Genomic DNA, 13,416 nt, shown 5'->3' with positions numbered 1-13,416 from the left:
AAGATATTAAATTCAGATGATTTATCTAAAAAGAAGAAGGAGATAGATCAATTAAAAAATAATCAAAGAGAAGTTGTCAATAAATATAGCAAGACAACAAGAGAAAAAACAAAGAAGATAGAGACAAGCAGAGCAATATAAAAATATGTATTTAGATAATATTGATAAGTACATATTTTATTATTATGTAATAAAAAAAATCAAAAAAGATGAAATAGGGGAGAAAAACGTATGAAGAATAAAAAAGTGATTATTGGTATAGTAGCAGCAATTTTTTTAGTAGGACTTTTAATAGGATTTAGTAGTGGTGGTTCAGGAAATAGTGCAAAAGACTATGAAGGCATTTGGGTAAATATTAAAGATAAAAGTAGTAGTTCAGATAAGTTAACTGTAGTAAGGGGAGCAGACGATACATATTTGATTAACACAATACAAGGGAGAGTTAATGTTAGTGGGAAATTTAAAGATGGCATAATTATTGGAAATGCAAATGTGAATGGAGGAACATATGATTTTCTTTATAATATAAAGGATGATGTTCTTATCGAAAAAACTGCAAAAGGGGCAGTACAGTATAGAAAGGCTAAATAATTATGAAAAATATGAAAGCAATAGCAAGCATAATAAGCTTAATAGTAATTGGAATAATTTTATTTTTTGGATATACTACGCTAAAAAAGCATTATACTCCTGAAAATGCTGTAAAAGAATACTGTAATTATTTAGCTAACAAGGAATATCCAAAAGCCTATAAAATTCTCTTTAATACAGATAATGACTTTTTAAGTGAAGAAATATTTGAAGGTTCACTTAAAAATGTAGATTTTAATGGTTACTTTATAAAGCAAACTAATGAAAATACTTATGAAATACAAGTTAATGGACAAACTTATAAAGCTGAAATTAGAGAAAGGGGAAAGAAGTTTTTCTTATTTCCAGATTATAAGATTAATGCAGATAACTTGGTAGTTAAAAATTGGGACTTTAATCTTCCAAAGGGTTCAGAAGTTTATATAAATAATAAAAAGGTCAATATGATAATTGGTTATGGGGATAATGTTAAATCTTTAGGAAATGTTTATTATCCAGAAGTTAATAGATACAGTATAAATTATATTTTCAAGGGGAATTATGATGTCACATTTAAATTAGATGGGGCTGAAGATATAGTAAATAGCAATGTAGAAGCAGGAAGTCAGATAAATCAGAATTTAAATATGAAGAGTGAAGTTAAAGAACAATTAAAAACACATACTATAGACTTTTTAAAATCTGTTTATACTGAAGGTGATTACAAACAATATTTAACTAGTGATAATGATATATTTAATATGAATGAATACACTTCTAATTATATGAGTTTAAATAGCTCTCTACATAATTTTATAGGAGATAAAATAGAGTTGATAGAAAGAGAAACTGCTTTAGATGATATCAATCATGCCAGAATATGTATAACATATAAGTTGAAAGAAAAGCCACCATATTTAACAACTAATAAAATTGTTACTAAAAAATGTACATTCTATTTTAGAAAAGATAATGATAAATGGGATATTTGTGGTGGTAATGAAAATTGGGAAAAGTAATTTAAATAGAAATGGAGAGAGAAAATAAATGAAAAACAAAAGAGAAATTTTAATTGGTATAGCAGTAGGGATTTTGCTAGGAGGATTTTTAATAGGAAAAGTTACTAATAGTGTTATAAATAATGCTGGAAATGATTATGTAGGAGTTTGGGAAAGAGTTGATGATAAGAGCAGTGATCCAGAAAAATTAATTATAGTGCAAGAAGCTAAAAAGGTATATACAGTTGAAAGAACAGATAATGATTATATTGTTGTTGGGGAATATAAAAACAAAGTAATTACTGGAAGATTAGTTAATGGAAGCACTTCAGCAGATGTGATATATACATTAAAAGATGATGTAATTACTGAAAGTACACCAAAGTCAGATGTTACAATACAATATAAAAAAGTTAAATAATTCACCTATAAAAAGTAATAATGGAGAAATATTATGTTGAGTAAATATGAAAAAGGACAAGATAAAAAATCTATAAATAAAATAAGTATAGTAATAATGATTATATTAATAGGCACTATAGCATTACTAGGTGGATATAAAGCTCTTCAAGCTCATTTTACTCCTGAAAATGCATTAAAAAAGTATTGCAATTATTTAGCTGATAAGAAGTATAAAAATGCTTATAAAATGCTTTATAACACAGATGAGGACTTTTTAAGTGAAGAAACATTTGAAGGAACATATAGTGATGTAGATTTTAGTAGTTATAGTATAAAAGATCATGAAAATAATGGGTTTAACTATGAAATACAAGTAAATGGTGATACATATAATGCAGAAGTATCAGAAAACGGGAAGAAATTTTTTATGTTCCCTAATTACAAAATTGATGCAAAGAGTATAGCAGCTAAAGAATGGAAATTTTTTGCACCGACAGGAACAGAGATTTTTATAAATGATAAGAAAATTAATGATGATATGATAAAAAGTGAAGATACAATAAAAGATAATCAAGGACCTTATAAGACACAAGTTAGTACATACAGTATAGATAATATTTTCAAAGGAAAATATGACATATCATTTAAATTAAATGGAGCAGATGAAATAGTAAAAAATGATGTGCAAGCAGGGGATAAGGTTCTTATACAGACTAAAATAAGTAAAGAATTTACAGAACAATTAATAAATCAAACAAAAGATCTTTTTAAAGCTTATTATAATGAAGGAAAAAATTATGAAAAGTTTTTTAGTAGCACTGCTAATGTAGCAACTAGCATAAATTCACTTGCTTCTAATACAGACAAAAGATATAAGTTTATAGGAGATAAGATAGCTGTTGAAAAGGAAACAGAAATAGGAGATAGTAGTCATGCTAAGTTACGTATTATGTATACAATAGAGGGTACAGAGGCTGACCAAATGAATACATTATATTTTATTAAAGAGAATGACAAATGGCTTATAAGTTCTATTGATAAATATTAGAATATTGTAATCAGCAAAGGGTATATTTTGAGTAGAGATATTCAAAATATACCCTTTATTTGTTTTGTGTTAAATTCCTAAAAATACAATTATATTTTGATGTTCAATTATGAATTAGTTATAACATAAGCATATATATAAATGACTTAAGTCATTTTATCTAATGACCTAAGCTAATGTTGAAACTTATGAAAAAGAGTTATTATTAATGTATAAAGTAAGAGGAGATGAAACTATGAACATGATAGAAGTTAAAAATATTACAAAGAGATTTAATGATAAATTAGTTTTAGACAATGTTTCATTTAGCATAGAAAAGGGAGAGATATTTGGACTACTTGGACCTAATGGGGCAGGAAAATCTACATTAATGAATACAATAGTTGGTCTTGTAAAAATGGATAAAGGAGAAATATTAGTAGGACAACATGATATAAATAAAGAACCATTAAAAGCAAGAAGGATGATAGGTTTAGTTCCACAAGATATTGCATTATTTGAAGGTCTTAATGCTAGGGATAATTTAGAGTATTGGGGTGGTCTTTATGGTCTTAAAGGAAAACTATTGAAAGAAAGAATAGAAGAAGCATTAAAGATGGTAGGGCTAGAAGATCAAGTAAAGAAAACTGTTAAAAAGTATTCTGGAGGAATGAAAAGAAGATTAAATATTGCAGCTGCAGTGCTTCATCATCCAGAAATAATTATAATGGATGAACCAACAGTAGGAATTGATCCACAATCAAGAAATTATATTTTTGAAATGATTCAAAAAATCAATAAGGAAAGAAAGACTACAATAATATATACATCTCACTATATGGAGGAAGTAGAACTACTTTGTAATAATATATTTATTATGGATTTAGGAAAAGAAGTGGCTTATGGAACAAAGGAAGAACTAAAAAGAATGGTTCAAAGTGATAAAATAATTAATATAAAAGCTTCAGGGAACCTAGATATTCTAGAGCTTGAGCTTAGAAAGTTAAATAACATTAGAAAAGTTCATATAGATGAAGAAGTAGTAAATATAGTTTGTAATGACAAAATGAATTTAAATCAATTATTAATTGAAATATCTAAACATGATGTGAAAATTAGAAATATTTCAGTAGAAGAAATTTCATTAGAGGAAGTTTTCTTAACATTAACAGGGAAAAGTCTTAGAGATAAGGAGGTATAAGAATGGATGGAGTTATATCTCAAATCAGGAAATCTATCAAATCATTTTTTAGAGAAGATAAGATTACCTTTATTGCATTTATAGCATTGCCTTTAATAATGACATTAATATATGGAACAATGAATTCTAAAACATTTAATGGAAAGAGTAATATAGAATCAATAAAGGTTAATTTTATATATGATGAAGATGGTAGTACAGGAAAAATATTATCTTCAGTACTTCAGGAAGAACAGGTTAAAAACTTTATAGAGTCTACTTCAGATGGAGCAGGGTGTGAAGTGACTATAGAAGATAACTTTAATGATATAAAGATTAAAAATATAAAGTGTAGTGCTATGGAGATGAATGTATTAACAAATTTTATAAAAAATTTTACCAGCAGTGTGAATCAATATGAAGTTGTAAGAAAAGTAGCTGTTACTCAGATAAATCCTGAAGAGAGAGAAAAATTAGTTAATAATATTTTAGAAAAGATACAAGAAATTCAAGAAAAACCATCTGTAGAGGAAAAGATATTAGATGGCTATAAAACTTTAAGTTCTTATGAGTACTATGGAATTTCAATTTTTACTTTTACTTCCATGACATTATTATTGACACTTATCAATAAATTCTTTAATGATAAGAAACAAGGAATAGTTAATAGAAGTTTTGCTGCACCCATGAGTAAATTAAATTATTTAATAGGCTATATAATTTCATCAAGTCTTTTGGCCTTTTTTATTAATTTAGTCTATGTGATTATTTGTAGAGTATCATCATTATCCTTTAAAGGAAACTTTTTTGGAATTATTATAATCCTTTTTATTCAAAGTTTGCTTCAAGGGGCTATGGCAGGGACAATGGTGGCATTTATTAGAAATAAAAATATTGTGAATTTAATTATGGCTATTTTTATGATATTACCAGCAACTGTAGGTGGAGTTTTTTATAATTTTGAAAACTCTGATATAAAAGTGTTAAAGGTACTATCAAATTTTTCACCAAACTCATTATTGTTAAATGCTTATAAGACTATATCAATTTCTAATAATATAAGTGATGCTTCAGGGTATATTTTATGTATGGGAGCTATTTTGATAGGCCTTATAGTAGTTAGTGCAATAAAAGTAAGTGCTAGATGGGAGGATTAAGATGAATTTTTTTATTATACTAAAAAGCAATTTAAAGAGAATTTTAAAGATAAAAACTTTTGTAATTATATCATTTGTACTACCACTTGCTATTTCACTAATATTAGGGACTATATATGATAATACAGATGATGTTTCAGGTGAAATAGTAGTAATAAATAGTGATAGTGGAACATTAGCAACAGATGTTATAGAAGAATTGCAAAAAACAAATGAGATAAAAGTATATACAAAGGAAGATGGATTAGAAAAAGTAAAGAAGAAGTCAATGCCTGTATGCTATGAAATACCAGAAAATTTTTCAGAGCTTATTAAAAAAGGAGAGAAACCAGAAGTTATAGCACATAAATATGAATCTATTATGGCAAGTGGAGATTTTGAATTTAATTTAAATAGTGTTATTAATAATATTATATTGAAAAATACTTTGCAAATAAATGGAGTGGATTCAGGAGTAGTGGATGAAAATATAACAAAAGCAAATATAGAAGTAATAGGAAATGAAAAGGCAAGTATGAGTGATACAATAATTTTAAATGTTATAGTTAGTTTCATTTTCTTTGGGGCTATAACTATAGCTGAGGAATTATTTGCATTAAAAAAGCAAAATATTTTGGAAAGAAGCTTCTCTACAGCAAACAAGCCTTGGAAGATATTATTGGGGATTCTTGGAGCTATGTTTATATTTTTAGTTGTGGTTTACTCTAGCACATTTTTAATAGAATCAAAGGTAAGAATGTCAGTTATGCTAGATAAATGGCCAATAGTTGTATTAAATATGATATTTTTGGTATTAGTATCATTAAGTTTAGGAATACTCGCAGCAAGAATATGTAAAAATGAAAATACTATAAGTATAGTGGTACAGATGATTTCATGGATAACTTGTTTTATAGGAGGAAGTTTTGCACCTTTAGAGTTTTTACCTGAAACAGTACAGCATTTTTCAAGATTTACTCCTCAATATTGGGCACTTGAATCAATTAATACAGGAAATTATTCCTTAGCATTTATAGTTGGATTGTTTGCAGTGGTGCTATTTACAGCAGGAACATTTAAGACTAGAAAATTTATATGAGTATGTGATAATTAAAAATCCTCCTCAGATTATATTGAGGAGGATTTTTATATAGCAACTAATTTAATTATTAGTTATCTTTTGAATGACGTTCACCAACTTGAAAATCATCAAAATGCTCAAACATATATTTTACAGAAAGTGGATTGTCACCAGTAAGTTTTTCAAAATCATTAGTAAATGAATCCATCTTTCCTAAACGTATAGCTTGAGCAAAAGTAACCATTCCTTCAGAAGAAAATGGAGCTTCGGAATCCTTTTTAAAGTTACCATCTGTTGTTCTAGGAACTCCCATAGTATCAAATATAGCATAATTTTCTTCATCAGTAATTTCTTTATAAATAACGTTATTACCAGTTATTACATTACCAATAGCTATAAAATCTATAATAGTCATAAGTTCTGATCCATTTATATTTAAAATAGCTTTATGATAATCATTTGCGGCTAAGGAATAGGCTACAGCTTTAGCACAATCTTTACGTGAAATATAAGCCATTTTTCCATCACCTTGACTGTTTTTTAATATTCCATCAGTTTTTGCATATGTAAAGTAATTTGTAATCATGGCTTCTGCATATTGAGAGTTACGAAGGAATATATAATCAAGTCCAAGATTTTTTATATAATTTTCAGTGTAGGCATGGTCTATTTTTTCAATACTTGGATTTGTTTCATCAGTTGCATTAACTAATGATGTATATATAATTTGTTTTACTCCAGCAGCTTTAGCTGCATCCACAACATTTTTATGAGCATTTTGACGTTTTGCACCAACGAAAGGCATAGAAATCAAAGCAATTTTTTCTGCATTAGCAAAAGCTTCAGAAAGTCCATCAATTGAATTGAAGTTAGTAACATGTGTTTCAATACCTTGATTTGCATATTCTCTTAAGGATTCTTCATTATATCCACAAAAGATTATTTCATTTTTATCAACTAATTCTAATAAGCATTCAGCAGCTTGTTTTCCTAGGTTTCCATCTACACCAGTTAATAATAATTTACCCATAATATACAACACTCCTCTTGTTAGGTAGTTTATAATTTTATATTATGTTAAACTTTAAACAAAATCCAATAACAAAAAATGATGAGCTATTGGAAAAACGAATTTTGTATGTAATTAAGAAATATTTGTAAAGCTTGATTTTTATTTTCTTTCAAATAGCCTAGCTGTATTTTGAATGTGTGATGAGATTTTTCAATTGGAATTAATCGTACACTATCTTTTAAGTAGGAAACATCATAGTTGTCAGGAAAAAAGCCTATTAAATTTTCAGTAATTATATAAAATAATTCTGTTTCTACATCATCAACTGTTTGAATAATTTTAGGCGTGAACCCATCTTCTAAAGCATTTTTAATCATCAAATAATAAGAACTTCCAAGTACAGTTGGATTAAGCATTACAAGTGGATATTTATAAAGTTCATTTTTTGATATGAATTTATTGTGGAAAAGAGGATGTTTATTATTAACAACTGCACAATATTGTCCTTCATATAAGGTATATGTATGAATATTATTTTTTTCGGTTAATTCAGAATCAAATGCTATTGCAACATCATATATTCCTTTTTGAAGAAATTCTGAAACATCTTTCAATAATACTCTATTTAATTCAAGTTTTATATTTTTATAGTTTTCTTTGAATGAAGGAATTATTTTTAATAAGCTATTAATATCTGTCACTGTAACATACTCTATACTTAAAATTTGAGTAGAATTATTTTGAAAATTAATCATTTTTGATTTCATATGATTATATTGTTTCCAAAGTACAATTGCTTCTTCATAAAAAAGCCAGCCAGCTTTTGTAGGTTCAATTGGAATTTGTTTTCTATCGATTAATTCAATTTCAAATTCCCTTTCAAGTGATGCAATTTGTTGGCTAATTGTGGTTTGAGAAACATAATTTTTACGTGCTGTTTCTGTAAAGTTTCGACATTCAACTAAATCAATATAATATTTAATTTTTTCAATATTCATTTTTTACCTCTATTTATAAATTTATATTAGGAATAATATAAAATTTGATATTAATTTTTTTACAAATAAAAATGTTACATTAAAGTATATATTTTTTCAAAAAAACTTTCAAGTGAAGTAAAATAGTTGTTTTATATATATTGTAAAGTTAAACAAATATAAGTATGAATTAAAGCACATAATAAATATTATATTTTAGTAAGTGGAGGAGAAAATGAGAAGGATTAAGAAAATATTAGCTTTTATCATAGTTTTTAGTATAGTAATTATTGAATTAACAGCTTCAATTTCAAAAGCAATGATCATTCCAGAAGGAAGGCCAATTAAAGTAGTGGGTATAGTTTATACATTTGATGATATATTTATTTCTTTAATTAAAAAAAGTTTAGAGGATATTCAAAAAGAAAATGAAGGTAAATTTGAATTAACATTTTTTGATTCAAAATCAAACCCTACTATACAATCTGAAAACATTGATAAGTCAATTGAAGAAGATTTTGATCTTATATTATTAAATATGGTAGAAAATAAAAAAGAAGTAATAGAGGATGTATTTACAAAATTCAGAAAGAAGAATGTTCCAATAATTCTCATTGGCCCTAATATTCCAATTACAAATGCATTTAATACATATTCAAAAGCATTTTTTATTGGTTCAGATCCAATAGAATCAGGAATTATACAAGGTAAACTTATTGCAGATACATGGAATGTAAATAAAGAAGTCATGGATAAAAATAAAGATGATACAATGCAATATATTTTAATAAAGGGAAAAAGTAGTAGCAAGTATACAACTATAAGAAGTAAGTATTCTATTGATACAATTAATGATTTAGGAATAAAAACACAAGAACTTATATCAATAGGAGCTGATTGGAATAGAGAACTAGCAAGAAATTCAATATTATCTCTTTTTCTTAAGTATGGAAATAAAATAGAAGCAATAATTTCGAATAATGATACTATGGCAATTGGCGCTATTGAAGCCCTTCAACAATATGGTTATAATAAAGGAAATAATTTGAAAACTATTCCTATATTTGGGTTTGATGGAATAGAAGAAGGAAAAGAGTTTGTTAAAAAAGGATATATGATAGGCACTGTTTTTCAAGATCCTGCTATTATAGCTAAAGCAATTTATATTGTTGGAAATAATTTGCTATCAGATAAAATACCCACCTATGGAACGAATTATAAGATTAATGGCAAAGAAATAATTGTTCCTTTAGCATATCAACCTTATACAACAGCTACTAATTAATAGATAAGTGTATAAAAATGGCATTGAGTAAATTCAATGCTATTTTTTAATTCATATAAATATGAATTAAGGCAAATAATAAATAATGAATTGGACTAACAATGGAGGTATATAATGAAAAATTTTAAGAGCATACTAGCTTTTATTATAATTTTTAATATATTAACAATTCAATCAATATGTTTTGCTCCCAAAGCCATAGAGAATAGTCTTAATATAAGAGCTGTAAGACCACTTAATGTAGGAGTGTTATTATATTCTTTTGATGATATATTTCTTTCTTTAATTAAAAAAAATTTAGAGGATATTCAAAGAGAAAATGAAAGTCAAATCAACTTTACCTTTTTTGATGCAAAATCAAACTCAGCAATACAATTAGAGAATGTAGATAGAGTTATTCAAGGAAATTATGATTTTTTAGTATTAAGTATGTTTACTGTGAAAAAAGACGTGATAGATGATAGTCTAATAAGACTCAAACAGAAAAATATACCAGTGATTTTTTTGGCTTCCAACATTCCACAGACAAATTCCTTTATTACAAATAATAAGGCATTTATACTTAATACGGATCCAATAGAGCAAGGTACCATGCAAGGAAAATTGATTGTAGATGAATGGAATCTTAATAAAAAAAGTATGGATAAAAATAAAGATGATATATTGCAATACATTTTAATAAAAGGAAGAACTGATAGTATATATACAACTACAAGAAGCAAGTATTCAATTGATGCAATTAATAACTCAGGGATTAAAACTCAAGAACTTGTATCAGTAGTATCAGATTGGAGTAGGGAGTTAGCTAAGAATACAATTTCTTCGCTATTTTTAAAATATGGAAATAAAATTGAAGCTATAATTGCAAATAATGATGCTATGGCAATTGGTGCAATTGAGGCACTTCAGCAATATGGATATAATAAAGGGGATAAATCTAAGACTATTCCTGTTTTTGGAATCGATGCAATTCCAGAAGCAAAGGATTTAATAAAAAAGGGATATATGGCAGGGTCAATTTTTCAGGACCCTCAGCCTATAGCAAAAGCTATTTATGATGTGGGAAGAAATTTGGTTGCAGATGAAATTCCTATTGAAGGAACAAATCTTAAATTGAATGATAAAGAAATTATAGTTCCTTTAGTATTTAAACCATATACAATTAGTTCTAATTAAAAGTAAGGATTAAAATTAAATCTGAATATAATTACATTTTTTGGATAAGATAATACAAGTATTGGTGAAGTTACGAATGTATAATGAAATCGTAAACAGAAAATTTTTCTAGATGAAATTATACAACATTTAAAAAGGGGAGATTAATATGGATGTAAGTTCACCAAAGACTGTAGAAAAAAAAGCAAAGAAATTATCTGAACCAGTAATTCCAGCACACAATAAAATTATATTCATTATGTTAGTGTCATGTTTTGTTGTTTGGGGAATGTTAAATAACATGAATGATACATTAGTTCCAGCATTCGGGAAGATATTTATGATGAATGCTGTTAATTCTTCAATAATTCAAGTGGCATTTTATAGTGCATATGCCTTATTAGCAATACCAGCAGCATTAATAATCAAGAAATGGTCCTATAGGACAGGAGTATTAATAGGTTTAGGATTATTTATAATAGGTGCTCTAGGATATATACCAGCATCTATAGTTCAGAATTATAATATTTTTGTAGTGTCAATATTTATATTGGCAAGTGGGTTGTCTATGCTTGAAACCACTTGTAATCCATTTGTTTTATCATTAGGTAGTGAAGAAACTAGTGTAAGGAGATTGAACTATGCCCAAGCCTTTAATCCAGTAGGATCTTTTATGGGACTAATAGTAGCTAAGTTTGTTATACTAGGAAATTTAAATTCAGCAACTTATGAGGATAGAATAAAAATGTCAGTAGATAAATTAGCGGAAATTAGACATACTGAGTTAATCTGGTTATGTATGCCATACATGGTTTTAATAATAATAGCAGCATTTATATGGAGTGCTTTCTTTAAAAATAAAAGCGCTATTAAGGATGTAGGGGGAGCTGTTAACTTTAAGAAATCAGTTAAGTCCCTACTTTCTACTAAAAGATATGTATATGGGGTAATAGCTCAATTCTTCTATGTTGGCATGCAGGTTGCTGTATGGACATGGATGACAAAATATACAATGATTCTTTTAGGAGTGAATGAAGCAAAAGCAGTTGAACCATTTATAATAGCAACAGTATTATTTATTGCAATGAGATGGATCTGTACAGGATTGATGAAAAAATTTATGCCAGCAAGAATGATGGCAGTTATGGCAATAGCAGGGATTATATTTACTTTAGGGGCAATATACTTGCCAGCAGGTCTATCAATAATATGTCTTATAGCAATATCAGGCTGTATGTCATTGATGTTTCCCACAATCTATGGTATAGCACTTGGAGGATTAGGTGAAGAATCAAAACTAGGAGCAGCAGGACTTATAATGGCAATACTAGGGGGCGCTGTATTTCCTACATTCATGGGAAAGTTAATTGATTTAGGTACATTATCAGCATTAACTCCAATGTATAGTGGCGTTGAAGCAGCAGTAAGATCTTGTTATTTTGCTCCAATAGTATGTTTAGTAATAATACTAGCTTATTCTATAATGAACTCAAAAAGTAGAACTTAATTTAAAGTAATAAAAACACCAATTCTAGGTAAGAACAATAATTAACTTAGACTTGGTGTTTTATTTTTTTATTTACAAATCTACAATTATAGGTGATAATTTTTTAACTTGAGATTTTTCTATCTTTGAATATTTACTAGGTGTGAGCCCTTTATATTTCTTAAAGGATTTAATAAAGTAGCTTAAGTCATTAAATCCACAGTTATATGCAATATCTGTTATAGAAAAATCTGTAGTTATAAGTTCATAGCTGGCACATTCTATTCTGTAATAATTTAGATAATCTATAGGAGTTCTATGGGTCATTTCATAAAAGAACTTACAAAAATATTTTGAAGACATTCCAACTGCTTTTGATAAATCTTCTAATGTTAGTTTAGAGGAATATGAATCTTCTATTATAGTTAGAATTTTTTTTAGTTGTACAATTTTCTTGCTATCTTTTTGAGTATTTAGAGAATGTTGAGAGTACATTTTGTTGCTATATATAATACTAAAGATTTGATATAAAAGGCCTAAAATCATTAATTCATAGCCAGCTTTTTTAGAGTGTAGAACTTCAAATAAATAAAATATAATTTTATTAAGTTCCAAATCGGATTTAGGAAAGTAGTCATGGATAATTATAGTGTGGTCTATTATATTTTGAATATATTTGGCTCCAGAAAAAATCTCTTTCAATAACATATTCATGTTAAAAACAACACATTCATATATGCAGTCTTTAGGTACTGCAGAGTGTAATATACCATCTCTTATAAAAATTATATCTCCCTCACTTGCTGAAATTTCCTTTTGATTTAAATAAACAGTAAGAGAACCTTTTAGAACTCTTATTATTTCATATTCTACATGCCAGTGATAGGACATCATATATCTAGGATGCATTTTATCTACATAATAAAATTCTAGTGGAAAATCAAAAGTACCTCTTTGTTTGATTTCATTGTATTCAGAATATCTCATAAATCCCTCCCAAATAAAGGTGAATATTATTATATTTTTTGCCATTATAGCACAAGTATTGATTATATTTCAAAGGTATAATGAAATCGTAAACAAGGAAAAAACTGAGAAATGTTTTGA

General features: G+C 27.1%; 13 protein-coding genes. 10 read left to right on the top strand and 3 right to left on the bottom strand.

Features of this window, described 5'->3' with window-relative positions:
* Positions 1-231 precede the first annotated feature (231 nt).
* The 7 genes from NNC19_RS09815 (at position 232) to NNC19_RS09785 (ending at position 6,412) form a co-directional block, all read left to right on the top strand.
* Positions 232-591, top strand: a complete 360-nt coding sequence (locus NNC19_RS09815; protein ID WP_310938463.1) for a hypothetical protein — start codon at positions 232-234, stop codon at positions 589-591.
* Positions 592-593: 2 nt separating this feature from the next.
* A complete protein-coding gene (locus NNC19_RS09810; RefSeq protein ID WP_310938462.1) occupies positions 594-1,589 on the top strand; it encodes a hypothetical protein in 996 nt (331 codons plus the stop codon).
* Between the two features lie 28 nt (positions 1,590-1,617).
* Positions 1,618-1,989, top strand: a complete 372-nt coding sequence (locus NNC19_RS09805; RefSeq protein WP_310938461.1) for a hypothetical protein — start codon at positions 1,618-1,620, stop codon at positions 1,987-1,989.
* A 33-nt stretch (positions 1,990-2,022) separates the two neighbouring features.
* Positions 2,023-3,018 carry a hypothetical protein gene (locus NNC19_RS09800; RefSeq protein WP_310938460.1) on the top strand — a complete coding sequence of 332 codons (996 nt, stop codon included), beginning with the start codon at positions 2,023-2,025 and terminating at the stop codon, positions 3,016-3,018.
* Between the two features lie 235 nt (positions 3,019-3,253).
* Positions 3,254-4,198 (top strand): ABC transporter ATP-binding protein, encoded by a 945-nt coding sequence (locus NNC19_RS09795; protein ID WP_310938465.1) that lies wholly within the window; start codon positions 3,254-3,256, stop codon positions 4,196-4,198.
* Positions 4,199-4,200: 2 nt separating this feature from the next.
* Complete coding sequence (locus tag NNC19_RS09790) at positions 4,201-5,334, top strand: ABC transporter permease (protein ID WP_310938459.1); 1,134 nt, start codon at positions 4,201-4,203, stop codon at positions 5,332-5,334.
* Between the two features lies 1 nt (position 5,335).
* Positions 5,336-6,412 (top strand): ABC transporter permease, encoded by a 1,077-nt coding sequence (locus NNC19_RS09785; protein ID WP_310938458.1) that lies wholly within the window; start codon positions 5,336-5,338, stop codon positions 6,410-6,412.
* 70 nt (positions 6,413-6,482) lie between these two features.
* Here NNC19_RS09785 and NNC19_RS09780 read toward each other — a convergent pair whose 3' ends face one another.
* Both NNC19_RS09780 and NNC19_RS09775 read right to left on the bottom strand, forming a co-directional pair.
* The gene (locus NNC19_RS09780; protein WP_310938457.1) at positions 6,483-7,424 is read right to left on the bottom strand and encodes an NAD(P)H-binding protein; all 942 of its coding nucleotides are present in this window, start codon (positions 7,422-7,424) and stop codon (positions 6,483-6,485) included.
* Positions 7,425-7,510: 86 nt separating this feature from the next.
* Positions 7,511-8,404, bottom strand: a complete 894-nt coding sequence (locus NNC19_RS09775) for a LysR family transcriptional regulator (RefSeq protein ID WP_310938456.1) — start codon at positions 8,402-8,404, stop codon at positions 7,511-7,513.
* Between the two features lie 214 nt (positions 8,405-8,618).
* Between NNC19_RS09775 and NNC19_RS09770 the strand changes: the two genes are divergently transcribed.
* From NNC19_RS09770 to fucP, 3 genes are all read left to right on the top strand, one after another.
* Positions 8,619-9,668: a galactose ABC transporter substrate-binding protein gene (locus NNC19_RS09770; RefSeq protein WP_310938455.1), complete on the top strand. Its 1,050-nt coding sequence runs from the start codon at positions 8,619-8,621 to the stop codon at positions 9,666-9,668.
* 114 nt (positions 9,669-9,782) lie between these two features.
* On the top strand, positions 9,783-10,844 hold the full coding sequence (locus NNC19_RS09765) for a galactose ABC transporter substrate-binding protein (RefSeq protein ID WP_310938454.1): 1,062 nt from the start codon (positions 9,783-9,785) through the stop codon (positions 10,842-10,844).
* A 148-nt stretch (positions 10,845-10,992) separates the two neighbouring features.
* Positions 10,993-12,330, top strand: coding sequence for an L-fucose:H+ symporter permease (gene fucP, locus NNC19_RS09760; protein ID WP_310938453.1), 1,338 nt, complete (start codon positions 10,993-10,995; stop codon positions 12,328-12,330).
* Positions 12,331-12,402: 72 nt separating this feature from the next.
* On the opposite strand, the gene NNC19_RS09755 is transcribed toward fucP, so the two are convergent.
* Positions 12,403-13,296, bottom strand: coding sequence for an AraC family transcriptional regulator (locus NNC19_RS09755; protein ID WP_310938452.1), 894 nt, complete (start codon positions 13,294-13,296; stop codon positions 12,403-12,405).
* Positions 13,297-13,416: the final 120 nt, after the last annotated feature.

It is taken from the genome of Clostridium sp. SHJSY1 (genome assembly GCF_031626875.1).
Lineage (GTDB): Bacteria > Bacillota > Clostridia > Clostridiales > Clostridiaceae > Clostridium.
The sequence above is the reverse complement of the archived record's forward strand: the minus strand, read 5'-3'. Positions and strand labels throughout refer to the sequence as shown.

Bases quoted from the DNA above. Each gene is read 5' to 3' on its own strand.
- NNC19_RS09815 (WP_310938463.1), top strand. From the start codon at position 232: ATGAAGAATAAAAAAGTGATTATTGGTATAGTAGCAGCAATTTTTTTA.
- NNC19_RS09810 (WP_310938462.1), top strand. From the start codon at position 594: ATGAAAAATATGAAAGCAATAGCAAGCATAATAAGCTTAATAGTAATT.
- NNC19_RS09805 (WP_310938461.1), top strand. From the start codon at position 1,618: ATGAAAAACAAAAGAGAAATTTTAATTGGTATAGCAGTAGGGATTTTG.
- NNC19_RS09800 (WP_310938460.1), top strand. From the start codon at position 2,023: ATGTTGAGTAAATATGAAAAAGGACAAGATAAAAAATCTATAAATAAA.
- NNC19_RS09795 (WP_310938465.1), top strand. From the start codon at position 3,254: ATGAACATGATAGAAGTTAAAAATATTACAAAGAGATTTAATGATAAA.
- NNC19_RS09790 (WP_310938459.1), top strand. From the start codon at position 4,201: ATGGATGGAGTTATATCTCAAATCAGGAAATCTATCAAATCATTTTTT.
- NNC19_RS09785 (WP_310938458.1), top strand. From the start codon at position 5,336: ATGAATTTTTTTATTATACTAAAAAGCAATTTAAAGAGAATTTTAAAG.
- NNC19_RS09780 (WP_310938457.1), bottom strand. From the start codon at position 7,424: ATGGGTAAATTATTATTAACTGGTGTAGATGGAAACCTAGGAAAACAA.
- NNC19_RS09775 (WP_310938456.1), bottom strand. From the start codon at position 8,404: ATGAATATTGAAAAAATTAAATATTATATTGATTTAGTTGAATGTCGA.
- NNC19_RS09770 (WP_310938455.1), top strand. From the start codon at position 8,619: ATGAGAAGGATTAAGAAAATATTAGCTTTTATCATAGTTTTTAGTATA.
- NNC19_RS09765 (WP_310938454.1), top strand. From the start codon at position 9,783: ATGAAAAATTTTAAGAGCATACTAGCTTTTATTATAATTTTTAATATA.
- fucP (WP_310938453.1), top strand. From the start codon at position 10,993: ATGGATGTAAGTTCACCAAAGACTGTAGAAAAAAAAGCAAAGAAATTA.
- NNC19_RS09755 (WP_310938452.1), bottom strand. From the start codon at position 13,296: ATGAGATATTCTGAATACAATGAAATCAAACAAAGAGGTACTTTTGAT.